The 25,600-nt window shown below is 55.5% G+C and carries 22 protein-coding genes; 13 read left to right on the plus strand and 9 right to left on the minus strand.

Annotated elements, in window-relative coordinates:
* Nucleotides 1–628 precede the first annotated feature (628 nt).
* Together E4662_RS22065 and E4662_RS22070 are read right to left on the minus strand one after the other, a co-directional pair.
* Nucleotides 629–2,593, minus strand: a complete 1,965-nt coding sequence (locus E4662_RS22065; protein WP_136443795.1) for a PI-PLC domain-containing protein — start codon at nt 2,591–2,593, stop codon at nt 629–631.
* Nucleotides 2,594–3,373: 780 nt separating this feature from the next.
* Nucleotides 3,374–4,297, minus strand: coding sequence for a LysR substrate-binding domain-containing protein (locus tag E4662_RS22070; RefSeq protein ID WP_136443796.1), 924 nt, complete (start codon nt 4,295–4,297; stop codon nt 3,374–3,376).
* A gap of 107 nt (nt 4,298–4,404) precedes the next feature.
* Between E4662_RS22070 and E4662_RS22075 the strand changes: the two genes are divergently transcribed.
* From E4662_RS22075 to E4662_RS22125, 11 genes are all read left to right on the plus strand, one after another.
* A complete protein-coding gene (locus tag E4662_RS22075) occupies nt 4,405–4,680 on the plus strand; it encodes a hypothetical protein (RefSeq protein ID WP_136443797.1) in 276 nt (91 codons plus the stop codon).
* Nucleotides 4,681–5,372: 692 nt separating this feature from the next.
* Nucleotides 5,373–7,112, plus strand: a complete 1,740-nt coding sequence (locus E4662_RS22080; protein WP_136443798.1) for an ABC transporter substrate-binding protein — start codon at nt 5,373–5,375, stop codon at nt 7,110–7,112.
* A gap of 81 nt (nt 7,113–7,193) precedes the next feature.
* Nucleotides 7,194–8,243, plus strand: coding sequence for an ABC transporter ATP-binding protein (locus tag E4662_RS22085; RefSeq protein WP_136443799.1), 1,050 nt, complete (start codon nt 7,194–7,196; stop codon nt 8,241–8,243).
* A 1-nt stretch (nt 8,244) separates the two neighbouring features.
* Nucleotides 8,245–9,321 carry an ABC transporter ATP-binding protein gene (locus tag E4662_RS22090; protein ID WP_136443800.1) on the plus strand — a complete coding sequence of 359 codons (1,077 nt, stop codon included), beginning with the start codon at nt 8,245–8,247 and terminating at the stop codon, nt 9,319–9,321.
* Entirely contained in the window at nt 9,318–10,181 is an 864-nt protein-coding gene (locus tag E4662_RS22095) for a carbohydrate ABC transporter permease (RefSeq protein WP_136443801.1), read from the plus strand. The genes E4662_RS22090 and E4662_RS22095 overlap by 4 nt, the downstream gene beginning before the upstream one ends.
* Complete coding sequence (locus tag E4662_RS22100; RefSeq protein ID WP_136443802.1) at nt 10,178–10,975, plus strand: carbohydrate ABC transporter permease; 798 nt, start codon at nt 10,178–10,180, stop codon at nt 10,973–10,975. Before E4662_RS22095 ends, E4662_RS22100 begins: the two co-directional genes overlap by 4 nt.
* An 8-nt stretch (nt 10,976–10,983) precedes the next feature.
* Complete coding sequence (locus tag E4662_RS22105; protein ID WP_136443803.1) at nt 10,984–11,385, plus strand: DUF2160 domain-containing protein; 402 nt, start codon at nt 10,984–10,986, stop codon at nt 11,383–11,385.
* Between the two features lie 66 nt (nt 11,386–11,451).
* On the plus strand, nt 11,452–11,847 hold the full coding sequence (locus tag E4662_RS22110) for a BlaI/MecI/CopY family transcriptional regulator (protein ID WP_136443804.1): 396 nt from the start codon (nt 11,452–11,454) through the stop codon (nt 11,845–11,847).
* A complete protein-coding gene (locus tag E4662_RS22115) occupies nt 11,834–12,931 on the plus strand; it encodes a M56 family metallopeptidase (RefSeq protein ID WP_136443805.1) in 1,098 nt (365 codons plus the stop codon). The genes E4662_RS22110 and E4662_RS22115 overlap by 14 nt, the downstream gene beginning before the upstream one ends.
* A gap of 355 nt (nt 12,932–13,286) precedes the next feature.
* Nucleotides 13,287–13,919 carry a tyrosine-type recombinase/integrase gene (locus tag E4662_RS22120; RefSeq protein ID WP_136443806.1) on the plus strand — a complete coding sequence of 211 codons (633 nt, stop codon included), beginning with the start codon at nt 13,287–13,289 and terminating at the stop codon, nt 13,917–13,919.
* Between the two features lie 283 nt (nt 13,920–14,202).
* Nucleotides 14,203–15,225: a hypothetical protein gene (locus E4662_RS22125; protein WP_136443807.1), complete on the plus strand. Its 1,023-nt coding sequence runs from the start codon at nt 14,203–14,205 to the stop codon at nt 15,223–15,225.
* Between the two features lie 294 nt (nt 15,226–15,519).
* On the opposite strand, the gene E4662_RS22130 is transcribed toward E4662_RS22125, so the two are convergent.
* From E4662_RS22130 to E4662_RS22140, 3 genes are read right to left on the minus strand one after another with little or no spacing between them, the layout of a single operon-like run.
* Nucleotides 15,520–15,918, minus strand: a complete 399-nt coding sequence (locus E4662_RS22130) for a hypothetical protein (protein ID WP_136443808.1) — start codon at nt 15,916–15,918, stop codon at nt 15,520–15,522.
* Between the two features lies 1 nt (nt 15,919).
* The gene (locus E4662_RS22135) at nt 15,920–16,966 is read right to left on the minus strand and encodes a hypothetical protein (RefSeq protein ID WP_136443809.1); all 1,047 of its coding nucleotides are present in this window, start codon (nt 16,964–16,966) and stop codon (nt 15,920–15,922) included.
* A 3-nt stretch (nt 16,967–16,969) separates the two neighbouring features.
* A complete protein-coding gene (locus tag E4662_RS22140) occupies nt 16,970–20,185 on the minus strand; it encodes a hypothetical protein (RefSeq protein WP_136443810.1) in 3,216 nt (1,071 codons plus the stop codon).
* A gap of 456 nt (nt 20,186–20,641) precedes the next feature.
* Between E4662_RS22140 and E4662_RS22145 the strand changes: the two genes are divergently transcribed.
* A complete protein-coding gene (locus E4662_RS22145; protein ID WP_136443811.1) occupies nt 20,642–21,274 on the plus strand; it encodes a tyrosine-type recombinase/integrase in 633 nt (210 codons plus the stop codon).
* A gap of 126 nt (nt 21,275–21,400) precedes the next feature.
* On the opposite strand, the gene E4662_RS22150 is transcribed toward E4662_RS22145, so the two are convergent.
* From E4662_RS22150 to E4662_RS22160, 4 genes are all read right to left on the minus strand, one after another.
* The gene (locus E4662_RS22150) at nt 21,401–22,039 is read right to left on the minus strand and encodes a pentapeptide repeat-containing protein (RefSeq protein WP_136443812.1); all 639 of its coding nucleotides are present in this window, start codon (nt 22,037–22,039) and stop codon (nt 21,401–21,403) included.
* Between the two features lie 347 nt (nt 22,040–22,386).
* On the minus strand, nt 22,387–23,052 hold the full coding sequence (locus tag E4662_RS24385; RefSeq protein WP_240705290.1) for a hypothetical protein: 666 nt from the start codon (nt 23,050–23,052) through the stop codon (nt 22,387–22,389).
* A complete protein-coding gene (locus E4662_RS22155; RefSeq protein ID WP_240705291.1) occupies nt 23,052–24,782 on the minus strand; it encodes a hypothetical protein in 1,731 nt (576 codons plus the stop codon). Before E4662_RS22155 ends, E4662_RS24385 begins: the two co-directional genes overlap by 1 nt.
* Entirely contained in the window at nt 24,775–24,996 is a 222-nt protein-coding gene (locus tag E4662_RS22160; RefSeq protein ID WP_136443813.1) for a hypothetical protein, read from the minus strand. Before E4662_RS22160 ends, E4662_RS22155 begins: the two co-directional genes overlap by 8 nt.
* A gap of 28 nt (nt 24,997–25,024) precedes the next feature.
* Between E4662_RS22160 and E4662_RS22165 the strand changes: the two genes are divergently transcribed.
* The gene (locus E4662_RS22165; protein ID WP_136443814.1) at nt 25,025–25,468 is read left to right on the plus strand and encodes a GIY-YIG nuclease family protein; all 444 of its coding nucleotides are present in this window, start codon (nt 25,025–25,027) and stop codon (nt 25,466–25,468) included.
* Nucleotides 25,469–25,600: the final 132 nt, after the last annotated feature.

Here is a 25,600-nt window from a genome sequence, read left to right on the forward strand (position 1 = left end):
GTCGTGTTGAGCAAGAACAGATTAGGGGTACGCGATGCCGCTGCCATGATTATTGGGCTACGGTCATGTCTAGGCCCCCTGATCGTGCAGAAATGATCAAAGCCGACCTTCACGCAACCTGCAGCATTTGGGAAGTTTGGGCTCAGTGCAGACCACGGAGGCAACTCAGCGTCCAACCGGCAAATCCTTTCCGCCTCGGTAAGGACGGCCCAATGCAGGCCTTCACTATGATCAGCTGATGCTGCAGTGCGGCCCGTCAAAGCTGCCGTTCATGCACCGTGCAGCTTTTCTATTTTGGCAATGACCGGGTCGCGGACTCTTCAGACATTGGGCTGTAGTCCGTTTTCAATCTGCATTTCATCTTCCGGCTGATCGGTGGTCGCAGTCCATACTCATCATCTTGGGTGATCAGAAAACAGAGATTGGCACCAAAGACCTGAACGGACCCGATCATTGGCTGTATGGTGCGTGAACCAGCATGTCGGGGACGAGGCGGGCACTCCTCCGAAATCGCGTCGCCAAAAGTTGACGCAAAGTGATCATGCCGAGCCGAGACTATCCGCCAGGAGTCAAATCGTGGCCGAGTTCGATGCACTTCTGGGCCACCAGTATATTTCAAACCTGATCCTTAGTTCTTCAGCTCGACCTTTTTGAAGTACCATTGCTGCGCATCCGATCCGCTGTGTGAATGAGTAATCAGTGTGTCGCCTGGTTTACCGTCTTCGCCCTTATCGTGCACATACCAATCGTTGTCGTCACGCAAACAGGCAAGATAAACTCCGTCGTCGTTGTCACGCAGGCAATAGCTTGTGTTTTCCGTATGGTCATCGTTGCTTGACCCAAGTTGTGAACCTTCGCCGCCGCTCCAGTGCAGGTACGTACCAGTGGCCATGTTTTGCAGGCAAATGCTGCCCAAATACAAGTTCCGTACCCGCCAGTGTTGGCGCGCAGATCTCGCATTTCCTTCTTCCAACACGGCGCGCAGGTCGCCATATTCACCCACAAAAGAGATCGCGGAGGTTTCGTCGCCCTCTCCATTGAAGATCATATAAATTCCGCCGTCGTAGATCGGGTACTTGTCTGACGACCCGAACATGCGCCTCGGCTTGGAGATCGGGTGAAAAAACCAACGTTCATTCGATCCGGCGTCGCCGGTTTCCTCAACATTGCAATAGGCGTTCCATGCGCCGTTGTCCGTGTTCTCAAATCCACCGCATTTCAAGTTTCCATCATAGGATTTCATGTAAGCCAAGCCCTCGGACGCATCATGCATGCTGATCGTAAACCGCGTGATATCCTCATTGGCTTTTGTCGCTTCCACAAGTTTGAACGGCGGTTTTTCCCCTTTCTTGCGCGCAATGACATGACCGGTGCCTAGATGAAGGAACTGATAGTCCGAGCCCGTGGGATGCGGGATCAGCATGAAATGTGTGTGGCTGCTGGAGTTGTCGGTATGAACGCTTAAATTCGGCTCTTGAGTTTTAAAGCCGCAAAGTGACAAACGCTGCATGTAATCTATGGTTCGATGAGCCAACAATTCATACGTCTGACCGATGACGATGCTGCCCCTGCTTTCGGACACAAAGCCCCCGATGAGCAGATCAGCATTGCCATTCGCCTCGAACACGGCCTGCATCACGTTGTGGTACATCTTGTCGTAGAAATCGACGAGGATGACATTCACCCTGCGACCCTGATTTGTTACCGCATGTTCGAAGAACTTTGGAAATCGGTCGGGCAGAGAAGATTCCATGTCTTCCAAAGTGAAATCGAACCGGACTGTCGCGTCGAAACCCCAAGCGAGGATGTATTGCAGTTTGCGAAGCTTGCCTTCGTCGCTATCGCTCAAGCGCTCGATCAGGTACTTTTCCATCTCTTCGGGGTCGGTCGTCCCTTTGTACATGTCATCGACGTAGGACGAGAAGGGCCAGAATTCCTTGAAATCATCGAAACGCTCGTTCATGACCGGCTCAAATTCATCTGAATTGTAAAGGACGATCACGCGCGGCCTGTCGCCGATGATCTCGCCCAGCGTCAAATCTTGAACCTTGGTGTCCGGATCTGGGCGCGGGTACAGATAGTCGCCCAGAACGGACTTTATCATGTCCAAGAGACCTTCATCGCCCGGATCCGTGGCGCCTGGAGCGGCCTGCGTACCTTTTGTAACCTCAATGATGATCAGCTCACGTTCGACGGTCTCGAGAAAGGCCCTCACTTCTTGAAGACTTTGATCTGAGTATTGGCCATAGACCTGATGATACGTCCGCCAGTGCCCGGTGGCCTGATCCCAGCAATTCCGGCTGTCCAGATACCGTGCACCCATGTTCAGCAGCTGCGTTACTGACGAATGCTGAGTGATTGCGTTCCCCTGAATGTATTTGCGCAAAATGAGATCGGGGAGCTTTGTCAACGGCCCGTCATGCATCCCTTTGTCGATCAAGAACAATGCTTTCGCAGCGCACGCGGACATCTCCGTACCGAGAGTTGCTGCATCGTAGTGATGCACACCTGGCATCATGATGTCTTTCAGCTGCTTGCCCATCAGGCCATCAGAGGCCTGCATCCAGTTGCGATAACCATTCAATTTGAACATCTTAAGTCTCCAATTTGTTTGCCAAAAAAGACGGAAAATAAGGTTTGTCGCTCCGACGGTGGACGATTGGGTATCACTTTTCAAGTTAATCTTCGGAACGGCATCTCGGCGAAGAGGAAGACGTCAACAGTAAATCGCGTGCCTGGTAAGGTAATCCGATCACCTAAAAGCATGCATTGCAATCCTGCTGATCTGCGATGCGCACTGTTAGGGAAATTTGTCCGAATTCTGAGGGTCTAAAGGGCTATCGCTCTCCGTCCGAGCCGTCGCGCGTTGCCCGAAAGTGAATTGTCGCGTCGGGCATTCTGCCCGATTTCGCCGGATCGATCTTGAGCTTTGGCACATTTCGGATCCCGCCGTTTGATCGCTAAATCCGCGCATCCGAAATACCTTGAAACCGGGCCGTCGTGCCACTTTCCTTGTTTGAAAGCCATGCCCATCGCGTGGCATCTGAGCATCCGTTCGGCCACACGGTTTCCTTGTGCCGAATTGTACCGCCGGATTGGGACGCAGCGTTCGCTGCGCCGCATTCAGGGTACAAGTTGGACTCTTCGCGGCCAATAGATCAATCGCAGCAAGCTCACCTAATGGATCGAGCCGCCCAACCAAAGACGGCCCAAACCTGCCGTTCGCCAATCTTCTCGAATGCTGCGATGCGGCCAACCAAAGCGGCCATTCGCTGCCGCCGCGAACACTGAAGGTGCTCAGACGACAGCTCTGCGGGACAGAGCTGACATTCCGGGCCAGCGGTTGAATGGCTGCTTTCAGTGTACGCCGAAGCTAGCCATGCACAAATTCTTCCACGGCAGAACGGTCCGCCTCCGCAATCTCGTAGGCCCATGACCGAAAAGCCTCGACCTTGGGGGAGTACCATTTGTGACGTCCGGCGAGGACGCAGATGCCACCGTCAGGCGACTTGCACACCATGTCCGGAAACGGAGCAACCAACGTTCCCGATTGCAATTCTTCGCGACACAGAACCAAGTCGGCCATCGCAACTCCAACGCCCATGACCGCCGCCTTGGTTGCAATGTCAATGTTGGGAAACTCCTGACCGACATTCGGATCGACGCCAACGGGCTGGAAAGCATCTACCCATGTCCTCCAGTCAGAGTGACTTCTTGTTTCGTGCAGCAAATTACAGCCAGCAAGCGCCTCAGGAGAAGTCAGCGACTTTCTAAGACGATAGTCTGGTGTACAGGCTGGCGTGAGTAAAATCGGAAAAAGTGTCTGCACCTCAAGATCCTGCGAGCGGTTCGGCAAGTTGGATATCGAGAAGCCAACGTCCGCATTGATCGGGTCGAAGCCGCTATCTGGATAAAAGTCCGTTGTCAGGCGCACAGAGAACTCTGGATAAGCATCCCTGAAGTCTTCCAGCTTGGGCAGCAGCCACCTGATTGACGTCCCCGGCGGGCATACGACACGCAACTCGTTGGCATCGGCGGAAATTTCTTCCGCTGCACGCCTGATCATGCCGAAGGCCTCTGAAACAAAGGGCAGAAACGCAGTACCTGCTGGCGTCAATCGCACGCCCTGAGCCAGCCGCTCGAACAGCTGAACGCCCAAATGATCTTCCAGCAGTTTGACGTGCCGACTTATCGCGCCACGCGTCACATTTAGCTCTTCGCTTGCACCCACAAAACCATGGTGACGTGCCGCGGCCTCAAAGGCCCTCAGGGCGTTAAGGGGCGGTAGTCTTGCCATATGCGAGGCTCATTTTTTCTAACCCTTTGGGTGCAAAAGCTTGGTTTGCTCGAAAGTCTCCGCTCGCGGTATCCCTCTGTCAAGCCAGAAAACATTATGAAATTTCTATGTTGATCAGTGTGCTTGAGAACGGCTTGTCGATCAGGAAAGTTGCGGATCTGTTGACTTGGTATAAGAAAATAATCCCTACGTTAGGAGTAGAAACGCCTGATGCGCAACTACAAAGGGATCTGGAGCGCCTTGCTTTGAGCGCCCCGCACGTGCTGGCGGATTTAGGGTTTGAGCAAGACCTTAAGGCCAGTACAAGCGAAAAGGCGGTATGGCGCCGGGGCACCCACAGCGTGATAATCTACAGTCCCAAACATGCCGCTGCCTTCGTTTGAAGTCTTTTTCAAGCATCTGAACAGAAAGTGCTGCTCTGGAGCCATCTCTTGGCTGGCATCAAGGACCAGACATTCGGACCTAGTGCAGCATTTGGCAAGCTTAGGCTCTGAGCCGACGTCGGATGCGGCGCGGCATCGGCATGATCGAGGGTGCCCGGCGATGCAGGGAACGGCCCTTAGCTGCCGTTGGTCAGCCTCTGCGGTTTCTGCAGTTGCAGCCTGCATTCCAGACGTTCGCTGGGGCCGCTCGGATTGAGGGGAACCGGACGACTGGGTAGCGGACAAAGGGTGAGTTCGCTGCGGTTGCTCGAACGGCGGCTGCTGGAGGATCTCGGGTGCGGTCCCCCTGCAGGTCGGCGGGAAAGTAAACTTTCACTGCAAATTTCGAACAGGCTAGTTGAACCTTTAAGTTGGCAGACGTCAGCCTTGTATTTCACCCTATTCGCATTTGGGCAGAGGATGTTATACCAGCTCAAGAGTTTTTTGCGGTGCTTTCGGCACCTACGGATACAAGGTAATTGAACCAAGTTTCGATATTTCGCACTTTGATAGTAAAAATTATGTTTATTATCAATTCATTACAAGCGTATTGCACTATTACTAAAAATTTAGTTTGACAGCGGCGCCGATTATCATTGATGCTGCCTGCCATCCGGCCTGCACCGGATCAAATAATCTTTGGGAGGAGACAGATGCGCAGACATCTACTATCCGCAGTGGCGGCGGCAGCCGTTATTGCTGGACACGGTTCTGCTTGGGCCGACGAAGCCGCAGCACAACGTTGGATTGACGACGAATTCCAGCCATCGACCTTGTCGAAAGACGAGCAGATGGGTGAAATGAAGTGGTTCATCGAAGCTGCACAACCCTACGCTGGCATGGAAATCAACGTCCTGTCCGAGGGCATCCCCACGCACTCGTATGAATCCGAGGTTCTTACCAAGGCGTTCGAGGAAATCACCGGAATCAAGGTTAACCACCAGATCCTTGGCGAGGGCGAAGTGGTTCAGGCCGTGCAGACCCAGATGCAAACCGGTCGGAACCTGTATGATGGTTACGTCAACGACAGTGACCTGATTGGCACGCACTCGCGCCTGCAACTGGCCTATAACCTGACCGAACAGATGGCGGGTGGCTGGGCGGGCACGACCTCGCCGACACTGGATCTGGATGACTTCATGGGCATTCAGTTCACCACCGGTCCGGACGGCAACCTGTACCAGCTGCCTGACCAGCAGTTCGCGAACCTCTACTGGTTCCGCAAGGACTGGTTCGATGACGAGAACAACAAGGCCGCATTCAAGGAAAAATACGGCTATGATCTGGGCGTTCCGGTCAACTGGTCGGCCTATGAGGACATCGCGGAGTTCTTCACCAATGACGTGAAGGAAGTTGACGGCGTCGCAATCTACGGCCACATGGATTACGGAAAGCGCGCGCCTGACCTTGGCTGGCGCATGACCGATGCGTGGCTGTCGATGGCTGGCGCTGGTGACGTGGGTGAGCCGAATGGCGTTCCCGTCGACGAGTGGGGCATTCGCATGGAAGCGGGCACCTGCAACCCGGTTGGTGCGTCCGTCTCGCGCGGTGGTGCGGCAAACGGTCCGGCTGCGGTCTATGCGATCCGCAAATGGGACGAATGGCTGCGCAACTATGCGCCTCCGGGTGCGGCGTCTTATGACTTCTACCAGTCGCTGCCGGCACTCAGTCAAGGCAACGTGGCCCAGCAGATCTTCTGGTACACCGCCTTTACTGCCGACATGGTGAAGCCGAAATCCGAAGGCAACAACACCGTGGATGACGAAGGCACGCCGCTGTGGCGGATGGCGCCCAGCCCGCACGGCCCCTATTGGGAAGATGGCCAGAAGGTTGGGTATCAGGACGTGGGATCCTGGACATTCCTGAAGTCGACCCCCGAGGATCGTGCTCAAGCGGCTTGGCTGTATGCTCAGTTCGTGACGTCCAAGACGGTTGATGTGAAGAAGTCCCATGTGGGCCTGACCTTCATCCGCGACAGCTCGGTCAACCATGAGTCGTTCACCGAACGCGCACCCAAGCTGGGTGGTTTGGTCGAGTTCTACCGCTCGCCCGATCGTGTGGCATGGTCGCCGACCGGCATCAACGTGCCGGACTATCCGAAGTTGGCCCAGATCTGGTGGCAGCAGATCGGTGACGTGAACTCAGGCGCCTTCACCCCGCAAGAGGCGATGGACCGTCTGGCCGAGGAAATGGACATCACCATGGCCCGAATGCAGGCCGCGGATGAGGCCGCCAACGTCTATGGCGGATGTGGTCCACGTCTGAACGAACCGCAGGATCCTGCCTTCTGGCTGGAAAAAGCGGGTTCGCCCAAGGCCAAGCTGGAGAACGAAAAGCCGCAAGGCCAGACCGTCAACTATGACGAGCTGGTGGCGCGCTGGCAGGCCAACTAAGCCAATGCAACCGGGGGTGCCGTGCGCGGCATCCCCACCCTACGACCAGTGCGCGGCACTGAAGGACCGGAATCCACGGACATGATCGAACTTAAAGACGCCACCAAATGGGTCGGCAATGTAATCCATATCAAACCTACGAACTTGTCGCTGCAGACCGGCCATTTCAATGTGCTGCTGGGGGCAACAGGATCGGGCAAGACCTCTCTGATCAAGATGATGGCCGGGCTGGACCCGATCGCCTCGGGCAAGGTCTTTATGGATGGGCAGGATGTGACAAGGCTGAACACTCAGAAGAGGCAGATCAGCTTGGTACACCAGTTCTTCGTGAACTATCCGCATATGACAGTATTCGACAATATCGCCTCGCCATTGCGCGTGGCAGGCATGGCAAAATCCGAAGTCGAGGGCCGTGTAGAAGAAGCAGCCGATCTGCTCCAACTGCGCCCGATGCTGCATCGCCGCCCGCATGAGCTGTCTGGCGGGCAGCAACAACGCACCGCGCTGGCCCGCGCAATTGCGAAGGAAAGTCGTGCGGTGTTTCTGGACGAACCGCTGGCGAACCTCGACTATAAGCTGCGCGAGGAATTGCGCGAGCAATTGCCCGATCTGTTCGCCGGACGTGGTGCCGTCGTGGTCTATGCCACGTCGGAACCCGAAGAGGCTCTGCTGCTGGGCGGCTACACCGCCTTGATGGAGGACGGCCGGGTGACGCAGTTCGGTCCCACCGCAGACATCTATCGCAACCCCGAAAACATTGCCGCAGCTCGCGTTTTCTCGGACCCGCCCATCAACGTGGCGCGCATCACCGTTTTCGGCGCGCAGGCGGCACTGGAAGGCGGCGGCGGCTGGGCGGTCTCAGACATGGCAGATGGCGACTATATGGTCGCCGTCCGACCGCACCGCGTCACACCATTTAGAACGTCAGACGCGGATGTGGAATTAACTGGACGCGTGATCGTGACCGAGCTGTCGGGCTCGGATTCCAGCGCGCATTTCCGGCATGGCTCGGATGATTGGGTGTCGCTGGCCGCTGGGGTGCATCCCTATCAGGTCGGCGAGGATCACAGTTTCTACATGAACCCGGCGCATTGCCGGTATTTCGGCCAAGACGGCAAAAGGGTGGCCTGACATGGCACAGATCAAACTTTCGAACCTGCGGCATAGCTATATGCCTAACCCGCAAGGTCCGCAGGACTATGCGCTGAAGGAAATCGACGTCACATGGCGCGATGGCGGGGCCTATGCGCTGCTCGGGCCCTCCGGCTGTGGTAAATCCACTTTGTTGAATATCATCTCGGGCCTGCTGACGCCGTCCGAAGGGCAAATCCTGTTCGATGACCAGGACGTTACCATCCTGCCCCCCGATCAGCGCAACATTGCGCAGGTATTCCAGTTTCCGGTGATCTACGACACGATGACCGTGGGCGAAAACCTGGCCTTTCCGCTGAAGAACCGAGGCGTTGACCCGGCAACAATCAAGCGTCGCGTCGATGAGATTGCCGAGATGCTGGACGTCACCGACATGCTGGATACCCGTGCCAGTGGCCTGAGCCCGGACAACAAGCAGAAAATCTCGATGGGGCGCGGTCTGGTCCGTGATGACGTGAACGCGGTGATGTTTGACGAGCCGCTAACCGTGATCGACCCGCATCTGAAATGGAAGCTGCGGTCTAAGTTGAAGGAACTACACCAGCGCGTCAAAGCCACGATGATCTACGTAACCCACGATCAGACCGAGGCCCTGACCTTCGCCGACGAAGTGGTCGTAATGCAGGAAGGCGAAGTGGTGCAGATCGGTACGCCAGTTGAACTGTTCGAGCGGCCTCAGCACACGTTTGTCGGCCATTTCATCGGCTCGCCCGGCATGAATGTTCTACCCTGCGAAGCCAAAGGCGATCGCGCGGTCTTCGAAGGCCATGAGGTGATGTTGGAAGGCCCCACCCACGGCGACGGAGGTCGCACCGATCTGGGTATTCGCCCGGAATATGTGGGCTTTGGCGACACCGGCATTCCTGCACATGTGACCAAAGTTTCGGACATCGGTCGCCACTATGTGGTCAGCGCCATGGTCGGCAACACCGCCTTAAAGGCCGTCACCGAACATCAGGTGCCAGAACCCGGATCCGAGGTATTCCTGCAATTCAACCCAGAACAATCGCGCGTCTATCGCGACGGCTGGATCGCAACCGAGGAGCGGGCGCAATGAGAACGGAAAACCAAAAGGCATGGTTCTTTGTCCTGCCGGTGCTGGCGCTGGTCGCGTTCAACGCGCTGGTGCCGATGATGACGGTGGTCAACTACTCGGTGCAGGAAACCTTTGGCAACAATCAGTTCTTTTGGGAAGGTCTGGGCTGGTTCGAACAAATCCTGCGTTCTGACCGGTTCCAAGCAGCCCTCGGTCGGCAGTTCCTGTTCACCTTCCTGATACTGCTGATCGAGGTGCCTTTGGGCATCATTGTTGCCCTGTCGATGCCGCGAAAAGGGGTTTGGGTGCCGGTTTGTCTGGTGCTTATGGCGTTGCCGATGCTGATCCCCTGGAACGTGGTCGGTTCAATGTGGAATATCTTTACGCTGCCGAAAATCGGCCTGATGGGATATTTCCTGAATGATGTTCTGGGCATCAACTATGACATGACGCAACAGCCGCTGTCGGCCTGGATCACGGTCATTGTCATGGATGTCTGGCACTGGACGTCGCTGGTGGTTCTGCTGTGCTATGCGGGCCTCGTGTCGATCCCGGATGCCTATTACCAGGCCGCCAAAATCGACGGGGCCAGCCCGTGGTCGGTGTTCCGCTACATCCAGCTGCCCAAGATGAAAACCGTTCTGACCATCGCCGTTTTGCTGCGGTTCATGGACAGTTTCAACATCTATACCGAGCCCTTCGTTCTAACTGGCGGCGGCCCCGGTAATTCGACCACCTTACTGTCGATCGACCTTGTGAAGATCGCGCTGGGACAGTTCGATCTTGGCCCTGCTGCCGCGATGAGCCTGATCTACTTCGCCATTACATTGTTGGTCAGTTGGGTCTTTTACACTCTGATGACAAAGGATGACGCGCAATGAAGAAGCGGTCTCTTATCCCGATCCTCTACATCGCGTTCCTGATGCTGCCGATCTACTGGCTGGTGGCGATGTCCTTCAAGACCACGAACGAGATCCTGTCGGGCTTTTCCCTGTTCCCGCAGACCTTCACGCTGGAGAACTACATCACCATCTTCACAGACCCGACGTGGTACTGGGGCTATATCAACTCGATCATCTACGTTACGATCAACACGGTTCTGTCGGTCTGTGTGGCGCTGCCTGCGGCCTACGCGTTCTCGCGCTATCGGTTCTTGGGCGACAGGCAGCTGTTCTTTTGGCTGCTTACCAACCGGATGGCCCCGGCAGCCGTGTTCGCTCTGCCGTTCTTCCAGCTTTATTCGTCGATCCACCTGTTTGACACCTACCTAGCCGTGGCGCTGGCACACACGCTGTTCAATGTGCCTCTGGCGGTGTGGATTCTTGAGGGCTTCATGCGCGGCATTCCGAAAGAGTTGGACGAAACCGCCTATGTTGACGGCTATTCCTTCCCGCGGTTCTTCGTCACAATCTTCTTGCCCAACATCAAAGCCGGTGTCGGCGTCGCAGCCTTCTTCTGCTTTATGTTCTCGTGGGTCGAGATGCTGCTGGCCAAAACACTGACTGCAGTCGAGGCCAAACCCATCGCCGCCGTGATGACCCGCACCGCCTCTAGCGCGGGGTATGAGTTGGGCTTGCTGGCTGCCGCCGGAACGCTGACCATCATCCCAGGGGCAATCGTCATCTGGTTTGTCCGCAACTACATCGCGCGTGGGTTCGCGATGGGCCGAGTGTGAGGTTCGATATGCGTAAACTTCTTCTCTCCCTTCCATTTCTGCCTTCCATGGCAGCGGCTCAGCAGGCCGGCTGGGGCAGCGTCGGCCAGCAAGAGGAAAAGGGCTTTTCGTGGACTGATCCACTATGGCCCGATTTCTGGATGGCCTGGACGCCGGCCACACTGGCGCTGTTTGTCGGCATCTTCTCGGCCATTGCTTTGATCGGTGTACTGGAAGGGTTCAAATTTCGCGACGGGATCGAACGACGTGGCGTACTCGGGCTGACAACGACGCTGGGTGACCGTCTGTTCATTACGCTTCTCGGATCGGCCTACATCTTCCTCGCCTGGCTTGGGTTGGTGGGTCAACCGGTCTGGACACCTCTTTTCCTGTCCATCGGTTGGGGTGTCTTCGTCTTCTGGAAAGTTTAGGCTTTGCGAAACAGCGAAAGGATGCTTGTCTGTCAGGCATACTAAAAAATTGCGACCCCGAGATCGATGCGTAAGAAAAAAACAACAAATCTGCTGACCGAAGTGGAACTTGAGTTCATGAACGAACTCTGGGCGCTTGGTCAGGGTTCGGTCCGTGAAGTCCTTGATCGCCTGCCACCTGATCGCAATCTGGCCTACACATCAGGCGCCACGATTCTGCGGATCCTTGATGAAAAAGGGTTCGTCGAAAGCGAAAAGAACGGCAAGTCGCTGATCTACAGACCGCTTCTCGAAAAGGACAGGTATCAGTCGCGGTCGCTGCAGAATCTGTCCCGGACCCTATTTGACGACACACCTGCGACGCTGGTTGCAAGGCTGGTCGACGATGAGGGGCTTACAGAAGATGACCTAGAGGAGATTCGAGCACTGGTAGAGAGGAGACTGCAAAATGACAGCGGTTAAACCGGTTCTTGACGCATTTCTCGAGTTCAACGTTGTGCTTGGATTATCGGCGCTGATCTGGCTGGTCGTGCGCGGGGTCCTTGCGATGACTCCCATGCGGTACGGCTTCGTTGCTCAGCTTCGGTCGCTCAAGATACTTTGCATTGGCGTTATACTCAGCCCTATTCTGGCGATAGGCGTTTCGGGTTTTGTCGCTCAGGTGTGGCCCGGACGCTTTGTGGCGCTGGGGGATATCGCAGTGGCGGCCTATCTGCGCGGTGAAATCGCCATGCCGGCCGCACAGTTCGAAACCCTTCTGAACACGCGCGAACGCTGGGTTGATCATGTCCTTTCTGGCGACTCGGTCTTTGTGACGTGCGCGTTGATTGCGATGTTTCTGATGGCGGCTGTTCTGGCAGTTCGGGTTGCTCTGAACGCGCTTGCTATTCGCAACGCCGTAAGGTCCAGCTTTCTGTGGCGGCAATCCTCCAAGGTAGATATCCGTATCTCGGATCGCGTTACCGTGCCGTTTGCAGTGCGCGGCCTTCGTCGCCGGCACGTCGTTTTGCCCAGCCATCTGCTGAACTCGCCGCGCGATCTGCGCTTTGCTCTGGCGCATGAATTTCAGCATATCCGCGCATTGGACGTGGAATGGGAATTGGGATTCGAGCTTCTGCGCCCGCTGCTGTTCTGGAACCCGGCCTACCTGGCAATGAAGCATCAGTTCGACCGGCTTCGCGAGTTAGCCTGCGATCAGTCCGTTGTCTCGCGCAAAGGCATTGACGCGACAGACTATACCGCCTGTTTGCTTGAATATTGCACACGTTCGGTAAAGCTGAAGAGCCCTCGTATTCTTCATGTGGCTTTGGTGAACGGGCAGAAAGCAAAGCATGTATTGCGTCAGCGTGTGATTGCTCTGACCGATGCGCCTGTGACGACCACACAATTGTCAGCGCTTTTCTTTGGTTTGACGCTTTCTCTGGTTGTTGTGCTCGCCATTGGTTCAGCCTCGGTGCGTCAAACTCAGGACTGGAGCCACGACCGTCTGATGCTTTCGACGGTTGTAAATCTGGAACGGCTGGAGGCTCGGAATCAGGGTAACTGATAGGCTGAATAGTAAGTCCGGTATGGGTTGGAGAATCGGCCTCACGAGTATTGCTAGCAAGTTAGTCGCAGGTTCGGCACGACTATGCTGCTGGTTCTCAATGAGTCCAGGTCCAAGTTACCGCTGTCAACGGCTTTAATACGGGTGCCCGTTTTGCTCGAAATCGATTGACTGAGAACGATTTGATGGCAGCCAATGACCGCAATCAAAGCTTCGCAGTCACTCCTTCCAGATGCAGCATCTGGAACTATGGGCTCTGACCGGACCTCAGATGCGACGCAGCATCCTGTGATATGATGGCAACGTCAACGTCGGGTTGTCGTTGTGGAGGGCATGGCGGATCGGAGGATCAGTCATGGAAATACCAAACTTGCCTTCCGTTCGTGCGCTTCGCCCGGCTTGGAACAAGGGACGCATCGTCGGTCAGAAACGGCCACTGAAACCAAAACACGTCTGGGCAATCCGCGTTCGACTTGAATTGGCAGAAAATCACCGGGAACTCGCGCTATTCAACATGGCGATCGACAGCAAACTACGCGGATGTGACCTTGTGAAAATGAAGGTCGTCGATGTTTTAGCATCCGGTCAGATCAAAGAACGGGCATCTGTGCTACAAAGCAAGACACAGAAACCCGTGCGATTTGAGATATCCAAAGGCACACGCGCGTCGGTCGAAAAGTGGATGGAAGATGAGCTCATGGTCGGCTCAGAATACCTTTGGCCAGGTCGATTCCATGAACGCTTGCACATCTCGACACGCCAGTACGCCCGGATCGTCCGCGATTGGGTGGCGTCGATCGGCCTGGAGGCCAGCGCATACGGAACGCATTCGACGCGAAGGACAAAAGTCACACAGATCTATAAGAAGACCGGCAACTTGCGGGCGGTCCAGCTCCCACTTGGGCACACTAAGATGAATAGCACTGTCCGTTATCTCGGCGTTGAACTGGAAGATGCTCTTGCGATTGCAGCGGCCATTGAAATTTAGCAATTTGGGCCGTCTTAGCGGACGGCCCGGACCGGACATTGATCATGGCGATTGGCGCTTCTGTGCGGATTCCCCAAAGCCGACGTTCAAGAATGCAGACAAAACTAGCACTCGGAAAGCAGGGCAAGCTGATCTTTGAGCCCTACGGTCCCTGTATTCCCACCGAGCCAGAGGTTAACAACGGGGGAAAGTGGGACAGGCATCTCGTTCCGAGTGTATTGGGCTGCCCACGACGATTATTCGATCCGCCCGAGATCGACTCCTTAATTCTTGAGTAGACGAAATGATTCTTTACAAGACGATTGCACTAAAGTTTGGACACCATCTCGAAAACGAGATGCCTGTGGACATGATTGGCCCAGACGGTCAGCGGGTTTCGCCTGAAGAAGTCCGTCAGCACTGGCGAGGAGTTCTTGGCGACCTCTCCTCAGCGAGAATCTTTTTGCTCGACCACAACGCTGCGAATTATCTCGACTCTTTGAGAATGGATGTCCAAGGAATGCCATGGGAGGATAGACCTGAGGCCGACATTCAAGACTATGTGCGCGATATCGAACTACCGCGTGACCTCCTTTGGATCGAGTACGACGACCGCAAACTCTGGGAAGACCGTTGCGTTCGAGGATTGACGGCCCTGGATGATGAAGAACTGAGCAGACGTCATCAGCGAGGGTTCCTCTTTGATAACCGTTCTTCCGAAATACTAAGCGTGCGCCTTTTCTCAGCTATGACGGACACCACCTTCTTTGATGCGCCCTTTGTGCTTGAGATATCGAAATCGCAGGACGGCCGTCCCGACTTTAGTGACACCAGTTGGAAAGCTCAGCGGACCGTACTTGCGGGGCTTATGAGGGCAGGACTTTTGCCCGATGGAGCTTCAATGAGAGAACACTTCGAGGAACATTCGGGTCACCTAACATATGAGATGGTGATCGGGTTTATGTTATTTGCTGCTCTTGCTGCACGCGAGGATGATTTGACGTCGCAAGAGGCTGCAAGCCTATCTACAAAGCAGGCAAAGACAGCGCGGCGTTTTGGCAAGACTTGGATGACCGAGGTGCTCAAGTCTCACGTAACCATTCGTATCGGACCGGCGGGTGAGCGACATTTGTCTGAGCAAAAGGCAAGGTTTGGCTTTGAGAAAACACAATCTGCAAGTCGAACTGCGCCGACCGAGCATTGGGTGGCCGAGCACGAAAGACGTTACGCCGACGGGAAAGTGGTACGGGTCCGGGCGCATAAGCGTGGACAACCAGTTTGTAGGGAACTACCCGCGCGCGTCGTGGGACCTAGAATGAAGGAGTGAGTTTCTGACAATCATTCCTGTCGGACACTAAGCTGCTTGGTCTAGTTCGGCCCTAAGCAGACATTCAACGCGCGCCTCCGATGCTGCGGTCGCAGCCCACATAGCTGCCCTTCGCTGCAGATGTATGATACACGACCCTCGAACTCACAGATCGCGGACAAACCGGACCTATCACCTGTGGCCGCTTTCGTCTCTCCGACCAGCGGAAAGCTGCACCGAGAGCATTTGTTGAAGGGACCAACGATCGGGAAACGACGAAAAGAAACGCGACCCAGGTTATGACCTCGCAGGTTCTTAGAAATCAGAAAAGTTATCTACTATAGTATCAATTACCGACTGCAGTGTTTCATCTGTCGCGTGTTCGCATAAATATAAAATGTGGCGAACTTTGGTTCTCCGATCCGAAAGATCATTTATCCTTTGAAGCACGGCAAACAAAGCTAATCCATCTCCACCGATCAGAGCCGCCAACAACTCATGCGAGTTACGTAGAAACCACGCTAGCGCTACCGCGACGCACATCAGCAGGATGAACAAGGCTTGGAAGAGACGGATCCGCGTCGCCCATTCCCTTTCCATCTTTCGCAGCGACTGCAGCAGTTTGTCCCGATCAAAGGTCCAGTCCTCTTTGCTGCTTAACGAGGCGACCCCCTTGCTTCTGTGCCGCGCGAGGACGTCATAAAGCGATGACATATTACCAACTCCCCTTACTTGCCCGGACGGCCTTTTGGCCCCGTTGGCTTAGGTCACGAATGCCGTGCACAAGGTCCATCAAAAACGGCGTCCGCCCGTCCCGAGCGCTCTCAAAGACATGGGCAACAAAAGCCGCCCAGACGGTCGGTGTAAGCTCCATGGTGGTTCCCACAACGCGCAGGTTGGGGCGCTCCGTGGCCAGGACTTGCTGTAGGACGTTCGAGTGGCAGGCCATCAGCGACACGCTCTGCGTCGCGTCCCCAATCGCGGCGGCGATGTGATCTGGTCGTGCGAGCCCGTCCGACAGCTCCAGGCGGTTCCCCGGGCGCAGGATATCGGACCCAAAGGCATCGTCGAGGAACTCGCGGTTCATCGCGGCCATGAAGTCCGCGTCATAGCTGATACCAAGGTTTTGGTCCTCTAACGCGCGCTCCTCTTCAGAGCTAGGGAACATGGCGCACCCAGCCTCGACCAGTGAGTTCAGGGTCTTGCGCAGGTCTTGCAGGCTCTGTGGGTCAGGGTAGCCTGGCAAACCGGGCGCAAAGCCTGCCCAAGCGTGCCGCGCAGCACACGCCAGAGCTGCCCACGCGCCCCTTTTGAAGTCCGCCTGGGTAATCCAATGCCCTTTCCAATGCGTAAAGAGGCACACGTGGTTGAATTGTCCGGCACGGGCGAGATCCGAAAGATCGGCGTCGCGGAATACGGTGACCTTCGCGGCAGTGGCGGTGTCGACCAGCCGCGAAAGCTCGGAGAACAGCGTGCCGACGTTTGGCGCGCTCGCGACCTGCGCGGCAAGTGTCACGGCCTCACTGGCACTCAGGGGGCGCGTCCCATCGCCGGGGATGCTGTTCGGGCAGACCGTCTCTGCAAGGCGCCACGCGTAGTCTTGGTCGGCCGGGTCCTTGGTGAACCGGCCGGCCAACTCTGCCGGGCTCGCGGGGATGCCGATAACCAGGGCGATGTCCGCGAGCGGCACCTGCGCCGTCGCTGCCATGGCGCGACTGCCGAAGGCATCCCGCGGCCGTTTCGTCTGCCCGTCCGTCGGCACCGCTCAGCCCTCTCTGGGCAGCAGGCCGCGCGGGAGATCGATGCGCGACAAAAGCAGGAAGCCATCCCCTTCGGTCAGCATCGCGTAGACCGAGATGTCTTGCCCACCCTCCAGGAGCCGGCTGCGGAAAGCATCGACGAACGCGTCGGCCTTGGTTTGCTCCGTGGCGGCGTCCAGCGTCTCGCGGTAGGTCCGTGGAACGTCGGGCGCCTGGGCGTCCTGCGAACGGCGGGTCACGACAATGTCCAGCCGCAGGTTCAGCCGAGACAGGAGCGACGGCGGGCGCACCGCGAACACGCTGATCACGTGGTAGCTCATCGGAGATTCCACGGCCGGGATGCGCGTTTGGATTGCAGTGGGGATCTCGGCCACGTCGCGCTGCGCAATGCCGCCTTTGCCCTGCCGCTTGAGCGCCCCGAGACGGATGGCCAGCCCGCGCCAGCCTTTGGCGTCGCCGCTCTCCACCTCGATCGTGGGGCGGCGGGGGCCTTCGGCCCCTGAGACGGTCGCGCTGCGGCCGACCGGCGGGAGCGGAGGCTTGCCCGCGCCCATGGCCAGCACCTGCGGGGCGCTCATCGCCACCTCGGTCGGCTGGCCCGCCACGACCGATTGCGACAGCGCCTGGACCCGTTCGATCGGCATCTTCGGCCCGAAGACCAGGTTGGCCGCCGGCGGTGGAGAGCCGATTGCCTTCTTTAGGACCGTCACCGCATCGTAGATCGTGCCGTGCAGCGTCTCGCTGGGCGGCTGCCCAGAGCGAACGACGAACATACCGCGCGGCAAAGCCTCCACGTAGATCGCCCCTGCGCCGTGCACCTCTGTGAGCTGATCGAAGCTGTCGCGCGCGGACCGCAGCGCCGTCGCGGTGTCCTGGCCCGGGCGGCCAAGGAAGCGAATGGCCGAGGACGTGTCCTGGGCGGCGTTGAAAGGCTTGCGAAAGCCGATCGCGGCGTCGACCGGCCGCGCGTCCCGCGGTTTGAGCGCTGCGGTGAGCCGGTCGCGCAGCTCCGAGGGATCCTCGTTGCGGTAGCGCTGCGCAATCCGGCCCAGCTCGCGGGCTCCGGGCTGGTCGCTGGGGTGGACGCGGATCTCCATGCGGCCGTCGCGGGTGACGTCCACCTCCGGCCGTCCGCGCGGCACCGAGGCATCGGGCACCAGCCGCGGCAGGTCTGCTGACAAGTTGTGGCCGCCGGTACTCTGCCGTCCATCTTCGCCCAGATTGCGCGACAAGACCAGAGTTGGGGTCCGGATCGAGCTGCCGTCCGCTGGATCCACGTTGGCAGCCTCGACAACGCTGTTGATGAACCTGGTCCCGTCGAGGAACGGATAAAGACACTCCGAGATGTCCTCGGATGCGTCGAGGGCGAGAAACTTCCTTACGTTCTCGGACAGGGCGGCATTCTCGATCTTGCGCTCAGTTGGAACGTCAAAGCCAGTAATCCTGGCAAGCAAGAACGGAGCAAGCCACATGTCTGTTTGGTCGATCTCAAGGCGCTCGGGCGCCGAGAGCGCATCGACCAAGTTGTCCCTTATCCGAACGTCGAGCGCTTCGAGTTCAGCCAACCTGCTGAGCAAGCACCTCTGGGCACCAAGTATCTCCGCTTGCAGTTCCATTCGGTCCTGCCAACTCAAGTCAGCGATCTTCTCGTAATAGAACTCTGGCAGCGTTCCAGTTTCTGCGCGCTGTAACGCTTCGGAGATGTGGTCTTCGATTTTTCTCTCGAACAACCGTACACGTAAGCCGTCAGGATCCGTCTGATCCTTTGCAGTAATCTCCCAGTTCCGAAAAATCTGGAATAGGAATGCGTATTGGACTACGCGTGTGAGATGGGGGTCTTTGCGTTCAGCGAAATATGTCCAAGCGACATCTTCAAGCGAGTCGATAAACGCATTGGAACTTAGTTCGTCCCCATCCAAATCTGCCTGATACGTTATTGGAAGGGCCCCCGTGCGCAAGGGCGTTGCAAAATCATAACGTCCACTTTGCATCTCCAATCCGGCACCAACGGTATTCCAGTTGAATAGCGTCTCGGAGGTGCCCTCAGCCTCAGAGATCAGCGTACTCAGTTGGGATTCGAACGGGAATATGTCTGGTTTTGGGTAAGGGAAGTTGTAGTACTCGACGCTACCGGCTTGCGACCACGACTTAAGAAGCTGGTCAGCAATGTTGAGTAGGCTTCCTGCCTCGGAGTCTAGCAATTGATCGGACAAAAAGATCGGAGCAACATCAAACCCGAAGTATTTGCCATGCGAGACTTTGCCTGCAAAGGCATGCCCACGTTCGTAGCTTTGTCCAAGCTCACTTGTGATAGCCGCAGCGGCCGCAAGCCGGCGTACCTCTTCAAACCGCAACGGCGGCAGCGCATCGACTGAGACCTGGCGTGCGCGGGCCAGGATGGCGACGCTTCCTGTTGTGCGATCCCGAAGTGCACCCAGGATCAGATCTCCGGAAACGGTCAACTGACGAAACGCACGCCGCATCTCAGCATCTGCGCCGGCATCAACGGGCGTTGCGCGCAACGCGCCAAAGCCCCGCTCGGCGGAGTCGGTGTCAAGTACCCAGGCGACGAGGCTGCCGTCGATTGAGGTGTAGAGCCCACTCTCCCCCGATGACAGCACGGCTGCGATAGGTCTCGCGCCTAGAACACGATCTTTGAACTGCAGCGCGGCCTCTCCAAATAGCCAAGCTTCAAGCTCATACGGCGAGAGCTCGACGTTCTCCGGTGCACTGGCATAGTTCACCGGCTCGATGGCATCGAGATTCCTATAATAGGCAAAACGCGACGAGCCGAACCCAAATTCACTCAGCCATGCTACGGCAAGATCAATATGAGATTGCGTGAACTCAGTCTCGGGATGCCGCAGTTTCACGACGAAATCGCGAGTCCAACCATCAAGCAGAATGTTGTGTTGTCGTGTTGTGATCTCGGCTACGCTTCCTCGCCCGAACGCCTGCTCGAAGAGGGCGGCAACTTCTGCGTTGTCTCGCGGAAAAATATCAGAAGGTTCCGCCACGATGACCGTAAGCGTGCGAGGATCATCGCCGCGGAAAATCGCAAACTCTTGAACATGAAAAGGGAGGATCTGCCGATATTCATCCCAGATGTCAGCAGCGACATGATGCGGAAAAAACTGAACGAGTACAGAGAAAAGCAAAACCTGGAAATTTGTTCTTAGCATGGAAAAAACCTCAAAAAAGGCGAATCGAATTATCGACAAATAACCTCTAGATTGTACCAAGAATTTTGCTTCGGTATAGTCTCGAGCCGTGTGTCCCTGAAACGATCTTGGGGCAGTTTGACAAATCTGCCAGAAGCAAGCCTAGCAAATTGATCGACAACACATCGCTTTGCTCGGGTCGCAATAATCGAAATGACGCAGGCAAAAGGCAACGTCGGGCGACGCCCGGCGTGGCGCAACTACGGGAGCTTAAGGGCTAGCCTTCCGCTTCTGCTAACGCACAACAGGACGACGGGGTTTGTGAAACGGTTCGATCACGCGCTTCGGTTGTGCATTGTTTCTCCTTAGCCCCTAAACTACCCATCGCTGTACCGCATACGACGACTGTTTTGGGCTCACTGCCGACTTCCGAGGCAGTGCAGCAACCGTGTGATATGGTGCCCTGTCAACGTCGGGTTGTCGTTGTGGAGGGTATGGCGGATCGGAGGATCAGTCATGGAAACACCAAACTTACCAGCCATTCGCGCGCTACGACCCGCATGGAACAAGGGTCGGATCGTCGGCCAGAAACGACCGTTGAAACCAAAGCATGTCTGGGCGATCCGGGTTCGACTTGAACTGGCTGAAAACCATCGCGACCTCGCGCTGTTCAATATGGCGATCGACAGCAAGCTGCGCGGTTGCGATCTGGCCAAGTTGAAAGTCGTTGACGTCATGGCGTCCGGCCAGATCAAAGAGCGTGCTTCCGTTCTGCAAAGCAAGACGCAGAAACCTGTTCGCTTTGAGATTTCCGAAGGCACACGCGCCTCTGTCGAAAAGTGGATGGAAGACGAACTCATGGTCGGTTCTGAGTATCTATGGCCAGGCCGTTTCCATGAACGTCTGCACATCTCAACCCGCCAATATGCTCGCATTGTCAGGGACTGGGTGACATCAATTGGGCTGGAAGCCAGCGCTTACGGCACGCATTCGATGCGGCGCACCAAGGTTACACAAATTTATAAGAAGACAGGAAACCTTCGCGCTGTTCAGCTCCTGCTCGGCCACACAAAGATGGATAGTACAGTCAGGTATCTTGGGGTCGAACTAGAGGATGCTCTCGCCATCGCTGAAGCCATTGAAATCTAGGGCAGATGGGTCGCCTTCAGGGGCGGCCCAAAGCGGACATTAAGCCTAGTTTCTCGATGCTGCGATTGCAGCCTGCATAGCAGTCATTGGTTGCGCACGCGCAAATAAAAGTTGGGTATTGGAAGGCTACTTAACGTGTTCGAGTCCGTCCGGAAGGGTCACGCTCGGGTCCAACCGCATTGAGGCAATGTCTTCCTGGCTCAAACCACTTACTCCCTCCAGAGACGAGTAATAGCATTCTTCGGACTGCCAGCCGGTTCGGTAACAAACAGTGGAAACGCGCATTCCGGCAACACGGCAGTCTTCGAAGCTGCTGTATCGAAAGGAGGTTGCATTGAAGCCCGCTTTGCTCATGTCACATCTTGTGAACCAGGACTGTTCAAAAGAAGCGAATGAGACGGGCTGAGCTGGGAACTCGCAGTCTGTGAAACTGGCTTCCGATCCGCTTGCATCATTCAGTTTCATCCCTTCAAGCCGGCATTGAGAAAAGCTTGATCGATCAAGTCGGGTTCCTTGCAGCTTGGCTTCACGAAAGTCACATTCTGAGAACCAAACGTACGTTAGGTCTGTGTCCGAGAAGCTTGCGGTTTTGAAATCAAATCTTTCAAACTTCATTGCACCTTGATCAGGTTGGAAGCCCCGACGTTCCAACTCTTCAAATAGATTTATGTTGCTAAGGTCTGGACCTGACTGAAGGCCCCCGACCGCAGCATTCCATGCGTCAACACCTTCCAAAAGGAGTTCGATATACTGGAGATCTGCCATGAAACGCTTTCCTAGTTAAGTTAGATGGATAATGGGAGCATACGAATTTCCCATAAACAGAACCACCTGTTTTACCAATCGATGTTCGGCCCAAAGCGGTCACTCGATGAGATCAACGATTGCTGCAGCCGCAGCCCGCATTGCGGACATTCGAATTGGCTGAGCCACGGTTCAAATGAAGGCTGACGGGCTATCCGCACATCTAGCAGATCAAGATGTTGCATTCACCATATGCGATCGACGTTCAAACTGGTCTATCTGTACTTCTGCTCCGGCTTTGCGGTCGCTACCGGCTTGTCTGCCAATCGCGTGATGTGCAAATTCAGATTAAGCATGTCTTGCAGCACTTAAGTTTTCCAAGGCAATCGAGACTTACCACACTTACACGAAATCGCTTTCTCACCGGGCACATCAATATCTGCGCGAATATGGCGGCCACAATGCTCGCAGACAAAGAGGGCGACCAGTTTCTCGATATCTTCCAGCAACACATCAATGTCCTCGCCGACAATTTTGCCGGCGTTATCGTGAGAGACCAGATTGGCGATGAGGGCCGAGCCTGCCAGATCGGAGAAGATTTGCGTCGCCAGCAGATCGGGCGACTTGTCCTTCAAAGTTGATCTCAGCGCGCTGATCAGCTCATCGGACAATCGCTTTTCGTTTATGTCGTTGAAGCGGAAGGCCACTTTGACCTCAAGAGCCTGGCAGATGTTCTTGAGGACAAGCTCCAGTAGCTTGCGTAGGTCATTGGAAACGTCTTCCTTGCCCTTTTTCTGTTCGATGATTTCTTTCAGCGTCGCGGGGCTGTTTTCGAGAAGGATGCCATTTGCACCGTCTGACCGGACCTCATGAAAAACCCAGCCATGCTGCCCCATTTCCCTTTTGATAATGTCGAACCAGATATTCTCGTGCGTGAGGATGATAATTTGCCAATCGGAGAACTCGTCGCGCAAAAGACGTAAGAGCCTGCGCCGGTGCGATATATCGAAGCTTGTGACGATATCGTCGAGCACTAAAACTTGGCGTGCTTGTTGAAAATGCGTGCGTTGGCGAGGAACAGCACCACACCAAGGCTATTCAGGTGACTTTCGCTCAAATATTTACGTGGCGGCTGGGTCGCCTTGCCATGGAAAGTGTACTGGAACTCGACACCTTCATCGCCGACCATAGTCAGGCGCACTTTGTCCACGCTCTCTTTGGGATGAAGTGCGGTGTAGAACTTCCCGACATCATCGCTGATGGTATCCAGCACTGCTTGCAGTGCCCCATTCTGAACCTTGATGAAGGCATCCAGCATCGAGGAAAGGGTTATGACTTGGGCTTCATAAGCACCCTTTATGTTTTGATAGCTCTCAAAGTCGTTCACCTGATCGCTGACGGTTTTGAGCCTGGTCAGCGCAGCGGCGACCTTCTTTTCCAGCTCCGTGAGCTGCAGTTTCTTCGCGGCTTCTTTGGCTTGCTCCGCAGCCGTTTCCGATTCTGCACGCAACGCCTTCAGTTCGGTATCGAAACCAGCCGGTGCCTCGAATACCTTTTTGTCGTCAAAGGCGGATTTCAGCTCTTTCAGATAATCGCGCAACTTGGCGCGCGCAGACTTAACAGCCGCGATCAGCGAAGAAAAATCCTTCAGATCGGAATACGTCTCCATGATGGTTTTCGTATTAAGGCCCGCGTTGATGACGGTCTCGGCAAGCGCATCCTTGAGCGTGCCTGCTTCATCGAGCTGCTTCTGCAACGCCTCTAACGCTTCAAGGCGCTTGCCGACCTCTTCTTGAAGTTGGGCAAGCTCATAGGGCAACAAACAAAACGGGCACTGCGGATCGGTAAAGACTTCGTCGTCCAGGACGGCCTTGCCGCGCGTCAGAAAGTCACTGAGCCGAAGCTTGTTGACGTTTTCGTTCTCTTTAGCGAGGGCGTTGTATTTGTCCGTAAATGCTGTGGCATCATCGGAGAGTTGATCAATGTCGGCGACCAGATCACTGCAAGCCTTTTTAAGCTGCGCAAGTCGTTCTGCCAGTCGTATCTTTTCTTCACTGCTGCCCTGTCCCCTTAGCTCTTCTAAGGCCTCAATGTAAGAATCTTCGTCAGTAACTTCAGTATTAAGATCAAATGGCTTAATGACCTTGGCGGCCACGTCGTAAAATTCTTTTCTGTTAGGAACAACCTGCTCTACTTCCGCGATCATCCCGGACTGAAGACGCTGAATCTGCTGTTTTGCGGTCGTGTAATCAGTTTCTTTTTCGAGCTGGTTCTTTGTTTGCAAAAGGACGTTTCTAAATTTCGTGATCTCGCTATAGCCGATAATATCGGCAATGGCCTCACGCTTTCCGCCTTTTGTTTTGTCGAGAAAGTTAACAATATCGGCATGCCTGAGAATAATATTGTCACCTTTCAGATCAGCAACAAGCTGCTCCGCATTGTCATTGGCAAAGGTGGCCGAGGTCTTCAGCGCGTCCGACAGCGCTTTGGTTCCGTTGCGGTCAGTGCCGTCAAATACCAGCTCCACAGAGCTGGGGTTGTCGTCTGCTAGCACATTGCGCAGCGAGTCCTGCTTGCAGTCCTCCCGCCACAGGTGGTCCACGCGGTCATGAATGAACCACTCCAGGGCATCTGTAATAGTGCTCTTGCCCGACGCGTTCTCACCGAAGATCGCAACGCTCTTCGTTTTCTTCGAAAAATCGAGGGGCAGCTCGAAACGTGCGCCGCGAAAGCGCGAGACGGTGATCTTGCGAACTTTAGTCATCACCTTCCTCCGCTGCGCCCGCCACATCAGCCTTGAGTGCGGCCTTGCGCGCCTCTTCCAGCTTGCGTAGCAGCTTTACCTTGCTTAAATCATCTTCCTTTCGAAGCTTGCTGACAGCGGCCACGGTGTCAGCATCGAGGGATTCGTCGTTAACCTGGGTGTCGAGGAACTCGGTAATGACCTCGGTTGCTGTCTTGACGTTTTCGGTGGTCAAGGCTTATCCCCTTGTTTAGCGTTGAAAAATGAGAATATTATTCACGCAAACGTACAATCTTAGCGAGCAAGAAATCAAGTTTGTTCGCGGTGTTGCGGGCATCTACTTTATCTATTTGACCGAAAGTGAAATCGCGTATCCCTTTGCGAATTCAAAGCTGATTTACATTGGGATGAGCGAGTCAAAACAATACGGCCTTTTCAAGAGGCTTGGCGGCCATTTGTCCGGCCAATCCGGCAACATGGGAATTAGCAACTACGCAAAAACGCAGGGAGTGAAGTTTACGTACTACTCTGCAGAAGTTCTCAGGAACTACGGAAATGAGAACCTTTTTGACATTGAAAGCTTCTTCTTGAGCGATTTTCTCAAACACTATGGTTGCTTTCCCATTTGCAATGGCTTGTCTGGTCACAAGCCGTCTGAACATTCGAATCCTATTACGGCGGACGTTGATTGGTCGTTCTTCAACTGAAATGTGCCACTGTCTTGCCTCAAATCGAGCGGCGTCAAGATTTTCACTGTCTTTGGCCGGGGTAAGCTAGGCCCACGGGATGACCGCCTGAGGGGCTTCCATAATCCGCATTCGACCAAGCGAAAACAACTT

The sequence above is a fragment of the Pacificoceanicola onchidii genome (assembly GCF_004804335.1).
Lineage (GTDB): Bacteria > Pseudomonadota > Alphaproteobacteria > Rhodobacterales > Rhodobacteraceae > Pacificoceanicola > Pacificoceanicola onchidii.

Coding starts and splice junctions, on each gene's coding strand:
- E4662_RS22065 (WP_136443795.1), bottom strand. CDS start 2,593: ATGTTCAAATTGAATGGTTATCGCAACTGGATGCAGGCCTCTGATGGC.
- E4662_RS22070 (WP_136443796.1), bottom strand. CDS start 4,297: ATGGCAAGACTACCGCCCCTTAACGCCCTGAGGGCCTTTGAGGCCGCG.
- E4662_RS22075 (WP_136443797.1), top strand. CDS start 4,405: ATGTTGATCAGTGTGCTTGAGAACGGCTTGTCGATCAGGAAAGTTGCG.
- E4662_RS22080 (WP_136443798.1), top strand. CDS start 5,373: ATGCGCAGACATCTACTATCCGCAGTGGCGGCGGCAGCCGTTATTGCT.
- E4662_RS22085 (WP_136443799.1), top strand. CDS start 7,194: ATGATCGAACTTAAAGACGCCACCAAATGGGTCGGCAATGTAATCCAT.
- E4662_RS22090 (WP_136443800.1), top strand. CDS start 8,245: ATGGCACAGATCAAACTTTCGAACCTGCGGCATAGCTATATGCCTAAC.
- E4662_RS22095 (WP_136443801.1), top strand. CDS start 9,318: ATGAGAACGGAAAACCAAAAGGCATGGTTCTTTGTCCTGCCGGTGCTG.
- E4662_RS22100 (WP_136443802.1), top strand. CDS start 10,178: ATGAAGAAGCGGTCTCTTATCCCGATCCTCTACATCGCGTTCCTGATG.
- E4662_RS22105 (WP_136443803.1), top strand. CDS start 10,984: ATGCGTAAACTTCTTCTCTCCCTTCCATTTCTGCCTTCCATGGCAGCG.
- E4662_RS22110 (WP_136443804.1), top strand. CDS start 11,452: ATGCGTAAGAAAAAAACAACAAATCTGCTGACCGAAGTGGAACTTGAG.
- E4662_RS22115 (WP_136443805.1), top strand. CDS start 11,834: ATGACAGCGGTTAAACCGGTTCTTGACGCATTTCTCGAGTTCAACGTT.
- E4662_RS22120 (WP_136443806.1), top strand. CDS start 13,287: ATGGAAATACCAAACTTGCCTTCCGTTCGTGCGCTTCGCCCGGCTTGG.
- E4662_RS22125 (WP_136443807.1), top strand. CDS start 14,203: ATGATTCTTTACAAGACGATTGCACTAAAGTTTGGACACCATCTCGAA.
- E4662_RS22130 (WP_136443808.1), bottom strand. CDS start 15,918: ATGTCATCGCTTTATGACGTCCTCGCGCGGCACAGAAGCAAGGGGGTC.
- E4662_RS22145 (WP_136443811.1), top strand. CDS start 20,642: ATGGAAACACCAAACTTACCAGCCATTCGCGCGCTACGACCCGCATGG.
- E4662_RS22150 (WP_136443812.1), bottom strand. CDS start 22,039: ATGGCAGATCTCCAGTATATCGAACTCCTTTTGGAAGGTGTTGACGCA.
- E4662_RS22155 (WP_240705291.1), bottom strand. CDS start 24,782: ATGACTAAAGTTCGCAAGATCACCGTCTCGCGCTTTCGCGGCGCACGT.
- E4662_RS22165 (WP_136443814.1), top strand. CDS start 25,025: ATGAGAATATTATTCACGCAAACGTACAATCTTAGCGAGCAAGAAATC.